Raw genomic sequence first — 19277 nt, 5'->3', positions numbered from 1 at the left:
CGTCTGTGCGATCATTCGTCATCTCTGCCCTCCTTGGTTTCCGCTGCGGTAGGGACAGGTGAACATGAGATATGGACAGCACAGCGAACCCCAAACCAACGATCGCCAATCAACTCTCCTGTGGCACTGCATACCTCGCAGACAGTCAACGACGCCTCTACCGCCCTCCTCACCATTTCTCGGCAGACCTCGTCACCGCCATGGTAAATGAATCGCAGCTCGCCCCATTTTTCTTTGATCCGCACTACGGTAATTGCTGGAACTTCGGAATGCGCATCTAGATAAATTTTGAGTTTTGCGCACAGGTCATCCAAAAGCGTCAGCCAGCCTGGGAAACATCCAATTTCACAGAGATTTGGATCGCCCAGCAGCGAGGGATAGCGTTCGCGCAGAATCGGCAGAAGATCGCTAGTCATGGTTCCTCCGGAAGTCACGACCGCATTTTTCTGCCAAGGCAAAAACAGTGGGAACGCCGGCGCTTTTCCGCGCCCCACGTCCCGCGAGTACATAAATCATGTCTTCTGTCTCGAAAAAACAATCTTGGTATTTTCTCTGAAAACCCGAGAGAACCCCATGTGATGTATCGCTCTGCGCATCGGCCGCGTAGGTAGTCGAATTGGCATAAAGCACTGTTGGGCTCAAATCATCTTTTTCAAGCAGACGGACGAGGCGTGGAGTGAATTCAACATCGATGAGCATCCAGATTCTTACAATACAAAAAGACCGTGCGGGAAAAGTCTCAGATGTAATGCGCGCGAGCTCTGCATCGTTGAGCTCTGAACCGTGCCGCATCAATGCAGGCCCAAAGAGCAGCTCCCCCAGTAACTCATCATCCGAAACCGGCATTTTAGATTGCAGTTGTTTCTTATCGTCGGCGGCTGGGTTCATTCGAGGATCGCCAGGATAGTCTTGGCGCTGACGTTTTTCCTGACCCCCGGGCCGAGCAAAACGTAGGTCGTATTCTTGGTTTTAAACAAGTGCACTTCGCTATTAGAACGCTGAAAAGTACTGCGCACCCAATCGCCCCCGCGCCGCTTGCCAGCACTATGAAGTACAACATTAAAAGCATAGATGACATTCGGTTCCAAACCATCGGCAGAGAGCGAAGCACGATAGTCGTCAGGCACTTCAACGTGCGCGATTATCCACTCACGCACCACACAATACTGGCGGCCTGAACAATTCAAAATCGCTTCGGCTTCAGCCTGGGCATCATCCCCCTCAAAGCCAAGAAGTGGCTCGCCGTTGCCATGAAGAAATCCGGCAACGGCATTCAGTGAGTCAGACATTAAGTAACTCTCAAAATTAATACGTTTAGGTTATTCGCCCGCTCGGCTGTAACTCATTTCTGCTTGCTTGTTTAGCTGCAAGGCTTTGAGCAGCAAGTGCCCGACACTGCGATCCAACCTCATCCGATCCATTCGCTGAGTCGTTGGCACCCGCCTGATCGTTGTCAATTATTTGAGCAATCGACAGCGGGATCTAAGTAGCAAAATGGATCAAGAAGCTCATGGAGTGAGATCGACTCTTCCGTCTCCAAGGGGTACGTCAGTGCGTAGCCCCCAAGAACCGTGGCCCAAATTCCTCGGTGGCCCAAGTGCAAATGACGTAACGACTATTGAATGTTTCAATGACGCTATAGCCGCTGATCATGGTTCTGCTCAAGACGCTTGAAGTATGGATAGCGTTGCCGTCGGCAAACCTTCCAAAGCGATCTCCAAAAACCAGGCCTACCGCGCAATATCCGTGAAGTCGGGCATGGCAAAGGTATGCCGTAATAGGCTCGCCGAAATTGATCCTCATGGCTGCTGCGACTACGCGTGGTACTACTGGCGCGTCGGCCTGGGTGAGTATCCGAGAGGCAAGAGCCTCTTTTCTTGTCTTCATATTCATTGGACTGAGTGAAACGGCCCGAGAGCACCATTCTCAAACCACCAATGTGCGACCACATATAGCCCTCCTCCCTCCACTTGGACGACCATGTATCCGTCGCGGTGCGATCTTTTTTCAATCGGAGGTGTATGCACAGGCAGTCCTTCGGGAAATCGATTGCAATGATCACAAAACATCAGCCCAGTCATCCTCGGCGGCCGCTCAAGTGCACAAGCCAAAAATCCAACAACGTCATAATCAGGAATTGCCTCCCGAGCTCTTTGAACGACGGTAGGCAGACGCGAAAACCTGAAGTCAGCCATGGTCGCTCCAAAAGTTTTGATCCGGTACCGGCTATACCTTGGGTCATTCCGATCCTGCAAAATAAAGGTCATTGAATATGCACCTCCAAGCCCTCTTTAAACCCAGTGCTCTCTCCTGGGTAACCTCGTGGATTCGAGATGATCCGGCAGCCCACAAGCTCAATATCAACAGCTTGATGCGTGTGTCCGAACACCCACACATCCGCCTTTTCAATTAACTCAGGCCAGTGGTTTGTGTACGCGGCAGTCAAATGTCCATCATGCTTGTCGCCGACAACCGCAGGCGTTGGAGAGTGGTGAGTCACGACAACAGTCGGGCCAGAAAATGGTTTTTCCAGTTCTTGAGTTAGCCAGGCGCGAGACTTTTTGTTTCGGGTGACAAGGTCATCCGGGTGCAAGCGTCGAAAGGTAGAATCTGCCCGAATCAATCTGAAATCATTCATCCACTCCCACGCCAAATTGCTGGCTGCGACTGCATCGCCGGTCGATGAAAAATCAGTCCAGGCTGTTGTTCCAAGAAAACGAATTTGCTGCCAAACAAATACTTCGTTTTCGAGTACGTGGACATGGGGCGCGGCTGCGTCTTTCATTTTTTTCAGCGTTTTGTCGATGTGACCTTTGTAATATTCATGGTTACCGCAAACATAAATCACGGGGCACGAAAACGTCTCGTTGGCCCAGGTCACGCCTCGGGCAAGGACGTCGATGTCACCCGCCAAAATGACAGCATCTGCATTTACGTTGGGCGGTTGAAACTCGCAAAATTCAAGATGAAGGTCTGAGTAGATCTGGATTTTCATTACGTCACGCAACTCGATTTAGCGGGATATAGGACAGTTTTGTAAGGGGAACCGGAGAGCCGAAATAGATCGACTAAACCCGGCGATTTCTCGATTTACATATATATTGATAGATATCTAATTCCTTAACGGGCAACCAATGGCGAGCCTCATGGATTCGGCCAATCCATCGATGTTCGCCGTCGCGGGCTACCGAGCAACTCGCTCGACGACGCAATCGTTGTCGTCGAATGACTATAAGCATTTGTGCGCAACGATGCAATCGCGGCATACCGTTTTGTTTTACAGGAACGTCTAAAATGTCGCTTCGCAACGCCTTTGCAGCAGCGCTGCAATTCCTGCGGGCCCACCAGCGATTATCTCAACTGGACATCTCCAAGCAGACCGACCCATCCCACGTGAGCAGATTAGAGTCAGCACAAAGATCTGTTTCTCTTGAGAAAAGCAAAGAGCTCGCCCAAGCACTGAATCTGGAGCCTCTCTCTTTCTTAGCGCTTGTGTATGCGTCTGAGAATAGGGAGTCGCCGCGTTCTGTTCTCCAGCGTGCTCACGATGACCTCGAATCGTTTGGCTTGTTGGATTCAGAAATCCCGGCGCAGCCGAGCAAGACGGATCATCCGCGAGTAGTTGAGTCAGCTGATTTGAAGCAAAAAATCGTCAAGCTTTTGGAGGAAGGGAATTCTCAGGCGCAGGTCGCCCGGATCCTTGGTGTGGCTAAGTCGACAGTTACCCGGCGCTTGCAGAAGAAAGAAGACAACTGACACCAAATGGAATCAACTTTATAGGTGCCATTGGCTGAGCCTTTTGATGATATTTGGCAGACAGGAAGCGAGTTCTGTTGGCAACGTTTTCGGCGCGGCCCCTTCACTCGCGTATACGTGTTAAACCTTATAGCGCATCGGCATGTGTTCTAGCAGAAGGTCGACAAGCGCTTTCGTTTTGGCGGCAGTAGCTGCGTTTTGGGTAAATCAGCACCGCCGCGCCTGTGAAATAGTTAGGAACGATAAGAATTGAGTCAGCACTTCAGCCAGAGCTCCCGATCCGGGCTGGCGCTGTCAAAGCGAGTCTTTGTTTCGGATATTCAGTTAGCAAATCCAAGCTGATTCAACTGCCCTTTCAGAAAGCTTTCTTTCAACACTTTCGGAAATGAGAACGCCAGCTTCCACATCACGTAGATAAAGCCGATCGGTACGACCAATCCCATCCATCCGCCCATCAACAGTCCAACGAAGCTGAGCGGAATGAAAAGCAACGCAAGCACGCCGGCGCTCAATCGCATCTTGCTGATCCACGTCTTGAATCCATTTTCTTCATAGATTTTCTGGCCGTCAGACTTTTTGATTGCAAACAAAATGTAGCCAAGTCGCCCCAGCTTCACGAAGTAAAATTCACCTTCGATGCCTGGCCGCACGTAGGACTGAACGAGCTGCCCTACCCCTACCTTTTTCACAAGTTTCGTGCTTCCGTCGTTCTGGGCAATGCGAAGGTAGGTGTATTCACTACCGTCTGGTTTGTCCTGAGATGGCCCAACCACTTCCAGCTTTCCGCTGACAACTGTTACTTCTGACATCACACGCATCCTTGGCCATTAATTTTTTGACATCAAAACGCCATTACGGCGAAATCCTAAGTAAGTCTTAGCACGACGTAAATTCAAATCTAAGAATCTCTTAGCTTTTGGGCAAAAGAGAAATGACGATTTTTGGTAAGCGTCTTAATCAGGCCAGGAAGGCGGTGGGTCTCTTTCAGGAAAGGCTGGGGATTCTCGCAGGGATCGAAGAGGCTTCTGCCAGCGCAAGGATGAACCAATATGAGAAAGGTGTTCACGAGCCTGGCGTGGGGACGGTCAAACAGATCGCTGAGGCCTGTGGTTACCCAGTGGCTTTCTTTTACTGCGAGCAGGATGATGAGGCTGAGCTGGTTGCCTTATTTCATAAATTGAAGAAGGGGCAGCGGGGGGAAGTGTTGGCTGCGGCCAAGAAATTAATTGATGGCTGACTTCAGACGAGACCGGACTGCTTTGGGGGTGATGTTGGGTAATACCAAAGCAACAAACAGCCTCTGGTAATTGGCTTCGCGTTGCGTGACGACCTCGGCGAAGCATCGCCGAGATCTTGCCGCACGGCAGTTAAAGACGGATCAGTGGATACTGCTGCTTCAAATTTCGTATTACTCTTCGGGCAAAACGAGTAACAACAACCACAGTTAAACATCCGAACGCAAAAGGCCAAGCTTTCCATCCTTGCTCACGCAATAAATCGAGAGTGGCAAGGCAAACTTGCCGCGAAGAATTGGCAATCCCGACCATGACCAACGGCAGAAGTACCCACGCGGCTATTTTACGTGCCAATGGCGATTCTACACGCAGCTTTGCCTGTTCTAGCAGTCGTTTAAGTTGATGCATTACGTCCATCCTGTTGTATTTCGCTGGTGGTGGTAGCTGGAGGTTTTATCATGGCATCGAGCGGGTTAGGCGCCTAACCAAACTAGGCCTTTAAAATTCACTGACGCTCCGAAAGTTGCTGACTCCGCCCCCCTACAGTTAGAAATAGATGTGGGGTTGTCTGGGCATAGATGCAAAACAGTTTTGAACCCGATGGGATCTGAGAAGGCTGTGCTTGGGCATGAAAAAACTGAGTAAAACGCTGACGAACTTCGCCTCATGTTCGAACAAAAAGACTTATGCTGACGATAGAGGCTGATGCGCCCCTCATTCTTAAGTTCCCCCACTCGCTTACGGTCTTGATGGCACCCTTCAGGCTCTATACTTGAAAATAACGAGCACAAAATTCACTACAGATGTGCCTTCGTCTTTGGACGATAGCGTGAGCAAGACGGCCTCCCGGTTGCGATGGAGCGCTTACGAGAGCCTGATATCCGGGAGAGAGCTTTTGGCCCAGTGGTCAGGTGCTTCGCCGCTCAGGTAGGGTAAAACCTCGCGGGGCGTATCTGCGAAACGAGTAGTACTGTTACCTTTATCGTCATACCTGAACCGGTGATTGCCTCCGATGACCGCCCCCAAGGAAGCACGCTTGTTCGGATGCAAATCTCCCGCGGTCACTTTTGCAGGAAGGATCCTGAACTGGCCTAATGATTCTGGACACCTTCATCGGGCGCTATGATGGCGCCCAAATCAGAGGTGTAAATTGACTAAAGCCATGCGGGTTTCCTGCTCCACCGAGGTCAAGCTCAAGGCTGCCGCCTTGGTGTTGGACGAGAATAAGTCTGTCCAAGATGTCTGCGCCAACATGAATATCGGCCTGACCGCACTGCGTCGGTGGGTGGATCAGTTGCCCTATACACCCATCCGACCTCCGTACCTTTCACGTATGATCCTCAGAGGATGCGCAGTATGGCTCTAGAAGCCGGTTAGCCCGGCCCGAGGGATACGCCGGCTGGCCACATTGTTCGCAAAGTCGTTTGATTGGTCAACGGGTGGGACGAAGGATGAAATGGAAGACCAAAACTTTGGAGCAGATCGCAGTGATGATCTGCGGCGACAACACTGAAAGCTATTTTCAGTACCTCAGCGGCCCCAACCTGACACGCTTCTTCAAGGATGCGGACACCGACCTCGTCCATGATGGCGGAACTCGTCGATTCTGGGTGGCCAACGCCCTGGAAAAACTCCTCGACTTCCCTTCAACAAACGCCCAGATGCCGCCGGATGCCATGTTGCGTGTAATCCGCCTGCTGATGGACGCCGAGGATGCCCACAACGAGAAGCCACCCCGCCTGCTGGCTCTCAAGGCACTCAACGGCGCGATCAAGCGTGAAGGGTTTGAAGCCTTCTACGGTGACGATGACCAATGCTATGTCCGACATGTCGGAAGCGGCACGGTAGCGAGCGAATCGGCAAGCCCCCACCGGCCTCTCACGGCGGCAGAAACGGAGAAGAAGAACCGGCTAATCGAGTACCTCGACCAATGCTCCGAAGACGACCTTATCGAGCACGTCCTGCTTCCCCTCTTCCGTCAGCTTGGCTTTGCCCGGATAACCTCAGCCGGGCACAAGGACAAAGCCCTGGAATACGGGAAAGACATCTGGATGAAATTCGTCCTGCCTACCCAACATGTCCTGTACTTCGGAATTCAGGTAAAAAAAGGGAAGCTGGACTCTTCAAGTGTGACCAAGGGCAGCCAGGCCAACGTCGCTGAAATACACAACCAAGTACTCATGATGCTGGGCCATGAGATCTTCGACTCGGAGCTCAGTAGACGAGTCCTCGTCGATCACGCCTTCATCGTTGCCGGGGGTGAAATCACCAAAGCGGCTCGCAACTGGATCGGTAACAAGCTCGATCAATCCAAGCGGAGCCAGATTCTTTTCATGGACAGAGAAGACATCGTCAACCTCTTCGTGGTGTCGCCATTACCCGCCCCTCAAATGCCCAGAGCATCATACGACCCGGTGTTCGATGACCCGATCCCCTTCTGACGGCATATCTGATCTCCCAAGGCTGACATCGCGCTGAAAGCCTACCTGATAACGCAAGTTGTCCGGGATCGAAGAGGCTCGGGGCTTTTGATTCACAAGGAAGATATGACTCAAAAGGGAAGGCGCCCGGGAGGCATAGACTCATAGCGAATTGCGGCCCTCGCCCACTGGTCGCCCTTACCCGCTGCCCTTTGAATGGACGAAGGCGTGGTAACAAGCCACTTCCCAATCTTGGGCTTAACCAGTGGCTTGGACATCCGGGCGTGGCATGCGGCAAGAAAGGGCTCCATTTTCTCAACAATATGCGGCTCAAGATGAGCCGTTTCTGTCGATTCATAACGAGCTACTGCGCGATATACCAACCCTCTAGGCAGTTCATAACCGGTATCCCAGAACACTGCTGGAACCTCCGAAGCAGGAAAGCTCGACTCCACAGGCAAGTAGTAAGGGCCAAGGTCAATGATGAAGCCGTTGAGCTCAACCCAATAGTGGGAATGCTCTCCAGCGTCGGATGCGTACCCTTGGATCGAGGCGCTACGTTCGTCTCGCGATACAAGAAAGGCTCCGAAGTTTCCGCCCACGACGGCAGGACTGTGCCCCAACGCCTTGAGAAGCCTGTGAATCCCGAAAGACGCGTACATGCACCGCTTATGGTAGTCGTCAGGAAACTGGCCTCTCAGGCACCTGTCGACCACACAGAGAATTCGCTCAATCATCACAGCGTCAACCAAAACGACCTCCTGTATGGAAAATGCAGCTCGGTCAGAGAGCAGATGTACCGAACCAGTTCGCTGATTTACCCGGCTTATGAAGCGATCGCCCAAAGGCCTTTCTGGACATGAGCCAGTTTTTGAAGATGTAGCTACCTGAGAGCAGATCATCCCCGATGCTAAGACCTCAGGTACGCGAAGAATCCGGCCCAGTCATGGGCCTGATACTTTTCCAGCATCCGCTTGGGAAGCTTGATTTGGGAAATGCTGTAGTCAATGGACTTTTGCCATTCAGCCTCATCTAGAATCTGCCGGCCTGTGAAATATCGAACCTCGTCCTCGAGAGTGTTATAGATCAAGAAAATACGATCAGGATTCACGCTGACGGCAGCACGACTAAGCCCTCGCTGATTATTCCAGTTTTCCCCACTCTTGATTTGGACTTCGAAGTAGCGACCTTCATGCCCGACGATCCCATCGATGCCCTTGTCGTCAACCAGCGATGGGAACACGTCAAATACTTCCCCGAGCAAGTATCCCCAGATGGCAAATTCGTTCCGCTTGCCGATCGCGAGCTTGTTTTTGATCTCTGCTTTCACTGACCTACCCTACCCTACCCTACGCCAACTCAATTGAAGCCTTAGGCTACCACTGCCGGCGGATCCAGGACGTGTCTTGGTCAAGATGGGGCTTCGGTCACCCCGCACCAGCCTTATGATCATGGTCTAGCTGTCTGGGGAGGACTGGGTCACTCACATACAGTCAAGCCAGGCGGTCGGTCGATCGGTCGGTGGCCAGCTTGAGCAAAGCCCAGATAGCTCGCCACCACCAGAGCCACGTTGTTAATTCCAGGCGTTTACGATCAAACCCGGAAGCTCATTTTCGCCTCAAAGATCATCAGATCGCTGACTTCGTCTCTCACCATTTTTCTGACGATGCGCGAGTCGACGTGGACTTCGCCATCCGATCCGATCCAGACCATTTCTGCATAATCTGCGAGCATGAGGTCGGCCAGGCCACGGCTGAAGCCGTCCCGAATCGGCTTGATCCTGAGATCATCGTCGGTACCGTATTTGATCCGCTTATAGAAGCCAGCCTCCAAAGCACCGACACCGTTGAGCACTTCCACGAACTTGAAGATTCGGTTGTCGAAGAAATCCTCCTCGTTCTTCAAATGCACGATAGCCAGGGGTTGACGTACCTCACCGGGATAAATACAGACATGCACGGCTTGCATTCGTCAGTGCGATCGATACCTGTACTGCTATGACGCCGAAGCCGCAACCAACGCTGACTTGATGACGTCGGCATACAACGCCAGCTTGGATCTGGTCAAAAAATATGACGGGATCCATGGAAAGCAATGTGGAGCCGCACCAACAGCACCGTTGTTGAGCAAGGCAGAATGATCCGCTGATCTTCAAATAGCCAAAAATCGACCACTCGAACCAATGCTGGCCTCCCTGATTTTTCCATCACCTAGGCCAGTGTCGTGCCCGCTCCCCCGAAGACCCGCACTCTAATCGCCCGGCCAACCCGGCGCAGCTCTGATCGATACCGCGACAGCCACAGGGCTGATTCGCCCCGCATCGCCACCAACAGATTGGCTGCGGCAGCAAGCTTAGGCCTCTACTGTCGATTTTTAAAAAACGTGATTGCGCCGCAGGCTCGACACGTTGCCAAAACAAACCGCGTGCTAGATCCTGAAGCTGCTCAAAATCCATTTTATCTCACGACTTGCCGAATGTATGGCCAGGCAACTTGCCTAGCTCCAGCGGCGTTCCGTCTGCTAGACACCAATCCATCATGCACAGGAGGCCATCCGCCGGCGCCCCTAGATAAATTAGTCACCAGCTTTGGCCTTCTTTACTCAAGCAAGCCGAACTGTCCCTTATTAAGACTTTGAGCTAACCCGCATATTGCCCCTTGAGATTATCTCCATCATCTGAATCGATTCTACATGACGCCAGAGATGCACGATGATTTGAATCAAGCAGTCAACGGACGCTTTCAATTGCGGCGCTGATACCGGCATCGAATTGACATAGTTATCTGGAAAACGGAGAGCATCATGAAATCCAATACGAATTCGAATTATCGAGAAGTGCTGTTTCACGATACTGCTGCCGATGCCTTCTTTCTTATCGGCTCTACCGCCAACACCAACAGGGTGCAAAAGCACAGTGACGGGAATACCTACCCCTACGTTGCGTTGGATGTATCGAGCGCCTCGCATCCCATCTACACAGGTCAGCAGCGTACGGCTACCCATGAAGGCCGCATTGCTGGTTTCAACCAACGCTTCGCTGGATTTAGCTCGCGCGACCAGCTGTGATTCATTATCTACTAGCTCATCCGCTTCCCAAACCAGCGACCCCGAGCAGCCCCTTAACCCAAGGGGCTGCTTTCGTTTGGTCGCAAACAAGTGGTCTAGATTCGTTGTTGCATCACAGAGGTGCGGGCCGTGCCTGGACAGATCCAAATTGCTTTGGGTTTTGTGATTGATTCCAGGAAACATAAGTGAGGCGACGCCTGCCCTACTCTCGTCCGTCTTATCGTCTACGCCATCGCCCCCTTCATCAGCCCCTGCCAGAATGCTGTACGAGCCATCATTCAACCGGTTCCTTCCGCCGTTATATTGCCGGTCAATCGCGCCCATATCTATCCAACTCGCTTCGCTCTACGACTGCGGTCACGTAACCGTGCTCCAGTGTCCAGAAACACATCTGAATATTTTTGCTTTCAAAAGAGCCATGCCGGGTTTGGGCTGGTTGAGTTCGAAGATCGTCAGCCGTGATTGGCGGAGCTTCTGGTTAAACAGCAATGCAGTCTTGGAGCCCTCCCTCGTTGTCTTATGGTCGATGCCGAACTGTGCGGCATCCGCATCCGCATCAGCTTCCGACTCTGGCACGTAGAACCTATCGGGGAGTAATGCCAGATGTCGAAAACTGCTTCGCATCCCATCTACACAGGGAAGATTCTAGCCGTTGCAAAAAGCCCGCCCTGACCGCCGGGCCATCTTATTAGCCGTGTAGGTAGGCCGCCCCCTCGGTAGAGGGGCCCGTATTGAGGAGAACGTCGAGAAGGCAATACGTGACGTTATGTAGAGCCTCAGCGGCGCTTCGGGCCATAAAGCTGGTTTAAAGATCAGCAAATATGAACCATAGGAGAAGCCCAGCCGGGGTGCTATGACGCGAAGGGTGACTAGAGGAGACTCTACTTGGACAATTATAACTCTCTCCAACTAGGCAGCACATCTGCACCATATTGCGTTTTCCACTCTTTAAGGCGGCCATGATTTGAGCCCCGGGTTTCCACGACTTCTCCGGTGTGAGGGTTTCGATACCGGCGCAACGGTTTTGTAGTTGAATTCGCAGCGGCCTTCAACTTCTCTTCTGATAAGAGTGCTTCGAACAGATCTTCAACCAGTGAGGGCGCAGAGACCGACGCCGCTGGCCTCAATAATCTGAGAACATCTGTAGCACTAAAACTGTATCGGGCTTTCAACGCTACAAATTCCTGATAGAATCGGGCGTCCCTATCTAGAGAAGTGTCATCTTCGATTTTCTTTAGCTTCCCCATAAGCGCTAAGTAATCCATGATCGCAGTCATCACCTATCCCCCCTATAATAAACACCGACTCGTTGATTATCCTCGCCCGCGCGATCGTATAGCCCACAAGTGGCAACTGCGAAACCTGACAGGACGGCAGGCGTGCCATTGAGAGTTACATACCTCACGCCTCATCACCTGCGCTAGTGTCAATGCCCGGAGAGATGCGATCTATCAGCACTTTTATACCATCACTGCCGTGAGTTTCATGAGCCTCAACGAGCTCTACCAGCTCCACTACTTCCTGATCCGTGTACCCGTATCGGCTTATTAGCTCATCAAGCTCGGCACTGAATGCCCGATCCAGTTGATAGTTGACATCGCTGGTCTCAAGCGCATGCATGTCGCTGTCAATTCGTGCCAGCAAACTCTTAATTTGTAGGTGCCTTACAAACGTATGGGGTCGATTCATAGCTGCCTGCCCGCTCGGACTTGACTTGAGTGTAGCGCATGAAATGCACCGCTCAAAGCCGACAGTAGCGTTTAGCATGCGTGTCGCAAAACATAAAAGCCTGTATAATCAAGTAATTAACTTTTCCCGTGGAAAGACCAAAGACTTCCTGACGCGACGGACGGACGTTTTGCTATTCATTGGCCATCCCACAACAGATGATCATAGACGCCCATCTAAATTTATCTTTCTAAAACAGATAGTTAAAGCGATTGCATCACCAAACCGTAACAATCGATCGAACCGTTTTCCGATGAGAAATACAGTGCCATCATAGGCGGGCCAGCTATGCGTGAATGGCATATTATCAATTTATGCTTAAAGACGCTTAAAGCGAGCGCTAAATTTAACATTTTTGAGAATATCGGCCTTGCGGTTTTTTTCGATAGCAGCGCCTAGCCCCCTGCTCCGTCGCTCCCCGAAGCATAAATGCTCTATCTCGGTGGTGTCAGAGCTTCTCGAATATAGACATTTTCTCATATATTGACAGTTGGGTCGTGCATTCTTGGACGGCGGATGTGCACGATCACGCTAAATTTTACGGTGACAAAGAGGGAAATAGCGACTCAACCCGATCGGCGCTCGGCGTCCTTTAACCCTCCGTGCTTCCATGTCTCCGTGGGAACGGTGCAACCTATGGGTGTATCCCATCGCCTAGCTCCTCACGCCTACACTGCCTCCGTGAGGATTGAACGCGCTTGCATGGTCAGGTAGCTGTTTGTTTTTGATTCTAAGTAGTACCAACTTGGGTACCTTGACCACTATCAGAAGATCTACCTTTCTAACGAGCCACTGCTGCACTTCGATGTTCCATAATTTTTGAAGGTAACAGATTTTCTCCGCCGCTTGTTCATATTTAGAGTCATTAACGATCCCTTAGCAACCAAGCCAGTCGAACGAGATCGTCGATGGGTAGATTCTGAAGTGCGCTGCTCCAGATGGCATCGAGGTGATAAGACTGGAAGCACCGTGTTAGTAATTTAAGCTCGTCGCGCGTCACCGGAAAAGAACTGGCAGTGAATATTAAAGTTTGGCGTATAAACCACACCTCTTCTTTGGAGATAAGATCAAATGCCGAACCCAGAAGTAAGTAAGCAATCGCTAACGAGCGTGGCGGGGCCGACTCGATATTTTTAACCATCTGCGCAACGGTTGGTTTGTCATACTCATGCGAATTTAACTTCGAACCTCGGGCAGCTACCAGGAACCAACGGGCGGCGCCGCCATCGCTAACAAGGTTACCCTGGTACAAGAAGATGCCAAGCAAGAAGTACAGCGAATATTTGGATGGGCGCATATACGCAGGTACCACAGGCGCATATTCCACCCAAACCTGAATCCGCAAAACTATTCGACAAATTCTAGTTTCGGCTGATGCAGTTTGGTATCCCCAACGGTCGCGAGAAACCAGCCCTACCCCATGATCGAAGTACCCTCGCGTTGTTTGCTGCATATACGCTTGCCAGCCTCCCGTGAAGTTGCTCAGGTGCCCTTTTTCCAACTGCTGTAGCAATACTGGCTGGCGATGTGCGGCACAGAGAGCTGAGCCTCTGTTACGCCATGCACGCCGCAACGCAGGAGCTCTCATCGCGGCCACATCTTCCTCTAGGCATTGGGCGCAGAAGCGGCGGTTATCATTTTGATCCACTGCATTGATCGGCAGACGAAAGCGCTCCGTCACATGGGTGCTTGTCGGGTCAGGGAACGCCTTCAGGAAGACCTCAGACCTGTAGAGGTCATCGCACTCAAGGTCTCTCGCATCCTGGCCATGATCTTGGGAGCGAGGGCTGCCAAGCAGCACCTCCGGATTCCAGGGTTTGTGTTCATCTGCATAGTCGACCTGCTCCGCAGCATTCTTGGTGCTGGAGAGCTGACTGAGATCGTGAGCGGTAGCTAGCGCAAACGGGGTGGCCGTAGGCTGCAGCAGCGCGGTGCACCATTCCAGAAATCCATCGTGAATGACAGTGACCGCGCTCGACGCCGCATTCCGTGATAACCATGAGCCCAAGGTTTCGTCATGAAGTGGCGTCAAGTAACCTGAGAATGCCCCGCGTTGCTTGCGGCTGCCGCTAGTAAGCGAATCGATTGAAGCTGAGCGCTGGTTATAAAGACAGCTTGAGCTGCCCGACACAGTACTCAATGAAAGACCTTTTTCTGTAGCTCCTCCAGGAGCGACAAACGGCGCAGCGACTGGCCGATCTGTCCGTGTGATAGGGATGACAAGGTTAAGCTCCAACTGTACCTCTATCTGCCGATCCTCGCCCAATACGAAAGGCAGTAGGATTTGCATGCCGCGTAGAGTGTCAGATGCGTCGGGTTGGCGCCTAAATAAGTCATCGCACCCAAGTTCGCTTTCAGGGCTTAAAAGATCTTCTGATCCTGCTGGTTGATCAAGTGCTGCGTCGCTTGAGTGACTGAGTTCGTCGGCGATTGAGCCGATTGATGAAATGGCGGCCTCTGCTTCTTTAGCTTGTTTGGTTTCTTCAGTGCCTTCTGCTCCTTTTGTTTCCTGTGCCACCTTCTGCTGTTTCGCTCGTTCAAAGCGGGCAGGTGAGCTCGGAAACGCATCATTTGGTGGCAGCGGGTAGGAGTCAAACGTGTCAAAGTAGGTGGAAGCCTTAGTTGCCACTGAGGCTGCCATAAGCCCCCTGACCACCGTCACGGTGTTCCCGACCAACCCCTTTGTGTGTGCGTGCAGAATGCCAACGTCGAGCCCACAGAAGGTCAAGGGGCAAGGATAAAGCGCTAGAAAGGATGACGCACCCAGGTGAGTCTGCTCAGTCGCGAGATCGGAATCTGCTCCGACGGAGGCCAGCGTAGATTGTCGAACCAGCACCTCCCGTGGCTCGCTGGCTGGTAGCGGTAAGAGCGCCCGTCCCTTCGCTCTGAGAGAGAGTAGGAATGTGTTAACACGGTTGCCGGGATTGCCCATCCGCATGACCGTCGCAATGTCACGGACGAAGTCCAGGTAGTGCGGGTCGCAAGGCATTGGCTCCAGATCGACGTACTCGACATCAATCTTCATCGCTTGCGCAACGTGCCCCACTTCAGTCAATGGATCGCGTAGTCCACAAAGCACAACGCAGTGGCCGTAAGGTGGTTGGGTCAGTTGCTGGATGGATCCATAGATGTTTTGGACTTTCATCTGGCGCTTATGAAAAAAATCGTGAGCATCTTCGCAGATAACAGCCTGATAACGACGCAGATGGATCGCTGCCTCGTAATGCAGCCTGACTTTCTGGCCTGAGATCATGTCAACAGAAGAGCTGGGTAAGCCCAGTGACTTCAAGAAGTGGGAAGAAAAAACAAAGTCTGCGTTAAAGGGGGCTCGGGGGACGAAAACGGCTCGGATGTTTTTGCGCAACAGCATTGAATGGAGACGTGAAGCGAAAGCGCTAGCTCCCGCTCCAGCCTCTCCTCTAACGATAATCAGCTTGCCATGAGTATTCCCTCCATACTCGCCGATCGACTCAAGTACGCTTTCAAGCGGCGCTTGGTTTGCAGAGCTCCCAATCCAGCGCCGCCCCATGTTGAAGGCTACTCCAGGAAAGCTGGAAGCCGGGCCTCAAAACAGGCATCCAGCAGCGCTTCGTCGATGCATTCATGCCCGGTCTCGATGGCCAGCTTGGCGGAGGTGATCAAGACCCAAACGATATCGCGAGTGCTACCACGGCAGTTCGATACCAGGCTTTCTTGGATTTCACAGGTATCCAGGGTTGATGGCTTGCGCAACGGCATGAACCGAACGAACGCCTTCAGGAAGCGAGACAAGTCTTCCCCAGCTGCATGCCACTGGCGGATTTCCCACACGCCGAAACGCGATCGCAGTTGAGAATCAATGCCCAAGAAGACCTTCAAATCTTCTGTACCCGCAACCACTAAGCTGACCCCAAAATCACGATTCGCCATCGCACGCAGGTATGTGTAATTGGGCTGGATCAGCATGCTTTTCACGCCAGCGAGCGCATTGCCTTCATCGAGAATGCAGACAGCCAGCTTCATCTCTTTGATACGCTCGGAAATGCGTTTGATGCCGGACGCGGTGCAAAGGGATTTTACCGACTGCGTGAACCCCAGATGGCTGAGGAAAACCTGCTGCAAGTCAATGTGCCGGCCGTAGTCAGACAGATCGATGGTGAGAATCGATGTGGCGTCGGGAGTATTGAGCCGCGTTACAGCATGCTCAATCATTTTCGTCTTTCCGATACCACTGATGCCTATGAGCCCCATACAGGATCGGCTACCAATTCGCGTCGCGTGGATCATTCGCTCGATCCCCGTGATGAATGTTTCGCTAGTGTTAGTCTTGATCCAGAGCGGGTTATCGCAATACATGATGCGCTCAGGGCCATCGAGCATTGCTACCTGCTGAAGCTTCTGAGCGAGATGCGGAAAGTCCATAGCTATTCCCCCTCGAAAGGTTCGACATCAAGAGCAAAGTTGCGGGTAGCCTGCTTGCTTTTTTTGCCAGGCCGCTGGTGATGGGTCACCAGCCCAACTTCCTTATCAGCGTCATTGATCTCAAGCTGCTTACGCATGGCGGGAGTATCAAGCAGGATCGACTGGCGAAGCTGATCTGCGCGGGCGAGGAACGCCTTTACGGCGCGCTCACCCAGCTTGCCAGCGCGTTTGAGGTACTTCTGCAGGATCGCCTTCGCGGTGAGCGTACCGGTGGTTTTCTCGCAGCAAGGTACTTCAATCCACTGCCCTTCGAACCGAGCCAACACCATCGACAGGTTGGCCGAATCATATTTCACTCGAATTGGCTTCCCGATCATGTGGCGAAGCACATCGTTTGAGTAGCGGAAGCCGTTCACCTTGAGGCCGGTTTTCGACATCTTAGGGTGCTTCTCTGGCAGCACCTCGATGATGAAATTCTTCACATCGTGCACGCGACGAGGCGCCAAAGGACGGCCTTTCGCATCCCGAAGCGCTTCCCGCCAGCGATCACGTGGAGTCTTGCCATCCTCTCCAGCGGTGTCGTGGTATTCACACACGGCCAAGGTGAAGTACCGGGTGAACTCTTCCAGCGTCATTACAGCGTGCTTTTGCGGATTGAAATCGCGATCCTTGCGCGGCCGCGATCCTGTTCCTCCGGGAAGCATATGGACAAACCCAACGTTCAAGGTACCGAGGACGCGCTCGCAGATACCCCCGTCTTGCTTCTGGTGGCGATGTCGTAGCTTGATCCCCTCCAAGGCGCAGGCAGCGACGAGGTTGCCCGAACGGAACTCACGAGCATTGTCGGTTAACAGTTCATCGAACACGCCGTAGAACTCGTACTCATGATCCTTCAGGCCAACGCTCTTCATGAACGTTTCTTTACTCATCACTGCATGCTTCAAGGTGTGAGCAACACTGGCCAAGCTGGGATACCGAAAGCTGATATAGAAGCCGAGGATGACTTTCGTTTTCGCGCAAACGGCTATTGTGATCCAGGGGCGCCCAACAGGGTCTTTTCGGTCATACCGACTCGCGAGGAAAACGTCGGCTATGGTGTGATCCATTTGTACCTGTTCGAGCGCGCGACTGAGCTCGCGGAAGCCGTCCCGAAGCTTGAAAGCGTCGTCAGCATGATTCTTCCCGTTTACCTGACGATCTTTCATGTGCTCAGGCAGGTTATTCATCCGATCGCATACAGTTTCATACGAGGGCACGTTGTCGATTTTCAATTCAAAGCAGGCTGCTTGGACGCCCTTCCAAACTGTCCGATAAGATGCACCCTCCCCCCGAAAAAGCCATACATGCTCAGCGATGATCTTTTCGACTTCAGGGGAGATGGCCTTAGTTCCTTTCTTGCGCCCGCGCTTTTTACCGAGCAAGCTGATAGGGCCTACTTCAATATTAAAACGCTTACGCACTTCGTAGTAGCGCTGGACACTCAAACCGCATTCCTTGGCGGCTTCATCGACTGACAAGTTATCGGCAAACTGCTTTTCTATGATTTCAAAGCGATGGCGCGCCTGCTCTTTCTGCTCTGGTGTGAAATCATCACCCAGGATTAAGGCTCGCTTCGCGGTTTTGTCTGCAATCTTCGCAACAGCCGCCTGAAGTAACGTCTCGTGATCGACGGACTCTACCTGGGCGGAGCTCACAAGACGCAGTGTGTCGTTACGGATGCTTTTAAGATGCAGCTTTCGGGTGGTCTCGTCGATGCCCTCGACGACCCAGATATCCCCTTCAAAATTTACAAGCTGTTTGCTGCCGTCTGGATTGGTGTATGTGCCCATGGCACACCTCCACGCGACCAGCCGGCGCCGCTGAGGCGCAAGCACCGCGCTGGTCAATAGTCCTTGAGACACCGATGATACCGGCGCTTCCAAGGATATAAGTTTTGGGCTATTCCGAAGGGTAGCCCCCTGGCTTTTCCGTAAACGCCTCGCGATTCAGCGGGTGGAAGCGCAGCACCTCATGAGAAAACAGTCGATCAATTTCTGTAGCCACCGTCTTGTAGGATGGCGACTTGATGCCCGCTTCTTGGCACCTGGCCCTGACGTCGTTCCACACAGCTCGCTTAGTGCTGCATGCGTCGAGCCACCCGGCTCGGATAGCATGCTCGACGATCTCTGCAGTTCTCGCAGGAAGCGCTGACGGCTCTTGCGCCAGTTCTGCGATTCCGCGCAGCGACCGGGCGTCAAGGGACTGAGGGTCGAACGGACTTTTATGAGGCCAACTTTCGCTGGCCTTAAACTCATCAGCACCCATAGGAAGTTTCACTGCCGCAGGCGCGATAATCACCTTCGCAGGAAGGTGAGTGAACGACACCGGTTTGAACTCATGCTTTCCTGGATGCTGAACGCAAAGCATCAGTGAAGCATCGGCTCTCATGAATCGGAGCTTAGGCAGCAACTGACACGATCCCGGTATTGCCGGGAAAAACCCATTGCCTTGAATCAAAGTGCGAGGGCTGTACGTGGTCGGGATAGCACCGGTTTTGATGAGCCTTAACTTGGGTGATTTAGCATGAGCCATGAAGAGCCTCGCTTAGTAAGTTCTGCTAGCACGTGAAGAAGGTTCTGCCTACTTGGCATCCGACACTTTTCGACTTAGGCAACACTTCCTGAGTAGGTTG

At 52.4% G+C, this 19277-nt stretch carries 19 protein-coding genes; 5 read left to right on the top strand and 14 right to left on the bottom strand.

The annotated features are described in order from the left end of the window. Nucleotides 1-11 precede the first annotated feature (11 nt). From QN378_RS06655 to QN378_RS06640, 4 genes are all read right to left on the bottom strand, one after another. Nucleotides 12-416: a hypothetical protein gene (locus QN378_RS06655; protein ID WP_322170299.1), complete on the bottom strand. Its 405-nt coding sequence runs from the start codon at nt 414-416 to the stop codon at nt 12-14. Beyond that, nucleotides 409-888 (bottom strand): DUF6957 family protein, encoded by a 480-nt coding sequence (locus QN378_RS06650; protein ID WP_322170301.1) that lies wholly within the window; start codon nt 886-888, stop codon nt 409-411. Before QN378_RS06650 ends, QN378_RS06655 begins: the two co-directional genes overlap by 8 nt. Continuing rightward, entirely contained in the window at nt 885-1289 is a 405-nt protein-coding gene (locus tag QN378_RS06645) for a DUF6957 family protein (protein ID WP_322170304.1), read from the bottom strand. The genes QN378_RS06650 and QN378_RS06645 overlap by 4 nt, the downstream gene beginning before the upstream one ends. A 974-nt stretch (nt 1290-2263) precedes the next feature. Beyond that, nucleotides 2264-2995: a metallophosphoesterase gene (locus QN378_RS06640; protein WP_322170306.1), complete on the bottom strand. Its 732-nt coding sequence runs from the start codon at nt 2993-2995 to the stop codon at nt 2264-2266. A gap of 299 nt (nt 2996-3294) precedes the next feature. Between QN378_RS06640 and QN378_RS06635 the strand changes: the two genes are divergently transcribed. After that, a complete protein-coding gene (locus QN378_RS06635; protein ID WP_322170308.1) occupies nt 3295-3756 on the top strand; it encodes a helix-turn-helix domain-containing protein in 462 nt (153 codons plus the stop codon). 320 nt (nt 3757-4076) lie between these two features. Here the strand turns inward: QN378_RS06635 and QN378_RS06630 are convergent, their stop codons facing one another. After that, complete coding sequence (locus QN378_RS06630) at nt 4077-4565, bottom strand: hypothetical protein (RefSeq protein WP_322170311.1); 489 nt, start codon at nt 4563-4565, stop codon at nt 4077-4079. 122 nt (nt 4566-4687) lie between these two features. Between QN378_RS06630 and QN378_RS06625 the strand changes: the two genes are divergently transcribed. Then, a complete protein-coding gene (locus QN378_RS06625; protein WP_322170314.1) occupies nt 4688-4993 on the top strand; it encodes a helix-turn-helix transcriptional regulator in 306 nt (101 codons plus the stop codon). A gap of 130 nt (nt 4994-5123) precedes the next feature. Here the strand turns inward: QN378_RS06625 and QN378_RS06620 are convergent, their stop codons facing one another. Further along, nucleotides 5124-5399 carry a hypothetical protein gene (locus QN378_RS06620; RefSeq protein WP_322170316.1) on the bottom strand — a complete coding sequence of 92 codons (276 nt, stop codon included), beginning with the start codon at nt 5397-5399 and terminating at the stop codon, nt 5124-5126. 742 nt (nt 5400-6141) lie between these two features. Between QN378_RS06620 and QN378_RS06615 the strand changes: the two genes are divergently transcribed. After that, nucleotides 6142-6357, top strand: coding sequence for a transposase (locus QN378_RS06615; protein ID WP_322203547.1), 216 nt, complete (start codon nt 6142-6144; stop codon nt 6355-6357). Between the two features lie 85 nt (nt 6358-6442). Beyond that, entirely contained in the window at nt 6443-7432 is a 990-nt protein-coding gene (locus QN378_RS06610; RefSeq protein ID WP_322170318.1) for a hypothetical protein, read from the top strand. 889 nt (nt 7433-8321) lie between these two features. Here the strand turns inward: QN378_RS06610 and QN378_RS06605 are convergent. Then, nucleotides 8322-8741, bottom strand: coding sequence for a hypothetical protein (locus QN378_RS06605; protein ID WP_322170321.1), 420 nt, complete (start codon nt 8739-8741; stop codon nt 8322-8324). A gap of 263 nt (nt 8742-9004) precedes the next feature. Continuing rightward, the gene (locus QN378_RS06600; protein WP_322170324.1) at nt 9005-9379 is read right to left on the bottom strand and encodes a hypothetical protein; all 375 of its coding nucleotides are present in this window, start codon (nt 9377-9379) and stop codon (nt 9005-9007) included. Nucleotides 9380-10213: 834 nt separating this feature from the next. Between QN378_RS06600 and QN378_RS06595 the strand changes: the two genes are divergently transcribed. Beyond that, entirely contained in the window at nt 10214-10477 is a 264-nt protein-coding gene (locus tag QN378_RS06595) for a type B 50S ribosomal protein L31 (protein ID WP_322170327.1), read from the top strand. Between the two features lie 893 nt (nt 10478-11370). On the opposite strand, the gene QN378_RS06590 is transcribed toward QN378_RS06595, so the two are convergent. From QN378_RS06590 to QN378_RS06565, 6 genes are all read right to left on the bottom strand, one after another. Then, nucleotides 11371-11754 carry a histone-like nucleoid-structuring protein, MvaT/MvaU family gene (locus tag QN378_RS06590; RefSeq protein WP_322170330.1) on the bottom strand — a complete coding sequence of 128 codons (384 nt, stop codon included), beginning with the start codon at nt 11752-11754 and terminating at the stop codon, nt 11371-11373. A gap of 124 nt (nt 11755-11878) precedes the next feature. After that, nucleotides 11879-12166, bottom strand: a complete 288-nt coding sequence (locus QN378_RS06585) for a hypothetical protein (protein ID WP_322170332.1) — start codon at nt 12164-12166, stop codon at nt 11879-11881. Between the two features lie 904 nt (nt 12167-13070). Further along, the gene (locus QN378_RS06580) at nt 13071-15734 is read right to left on the bottom strand and encodes a TniQ family protein (RefSeq protein ID WP_322170335.1); all 2664 of its coding nucleotides are present in this window, start codon (nt 15732-15734) and stop codon (nt 13071-13073) included. A gap of 8 nt (nt 15735-15742) precedes the next feature. Beyond that, a complete protein-coding gene (locus tag QN378_RS06575) occupies nt 15743-16606 on the bottom strand; it encodes an ATP-binding protein (RefSeq protein ID WP_322170338.1) in 864 nt (287 codons plus the stop codon). A gap of 2 nt (nt 16607-16608) precedes the next feature. Further along, nucleotides 16609-18435 carry a Mu transposase C-terminal domain-containing protein gene (locus QN378_RS06570; protein WP_322170341.1) on the bottom strand — a complete coding sequence of 609 codons (1827 nt, stop codon included), beginning with the start codon at nt 18433-18435 and terminating at the stop codon, nt 16609-16611. Between the two features lie 109 nt (nt 18436-18544). Further along, complete coding sequence (locus QN378_RS06565; RefSeq protein WP_322170344.1) at nt 18545-19177, bottom strand: hypothetical protein; 633 nt, start codon at nt 19175-19177, stop codon at nt 18545-18547. Nucleotides 19178-19277 lie beyond the last annotated feature (100 nt).

It is taken from the genome of Pseudomonas sp. 10S5 (assembly GCF_035019745.1).
Taxonomy (GTDB): domain Bacteria; phylum Pseudomonadota; class Gammaproteobacteria; order Pseudomonadales; family Pseudomonadaceae; genus Aquipseudomonas.
This window is presented reverse-complemented; position numbering and strand designations above follow the sequence as displayed.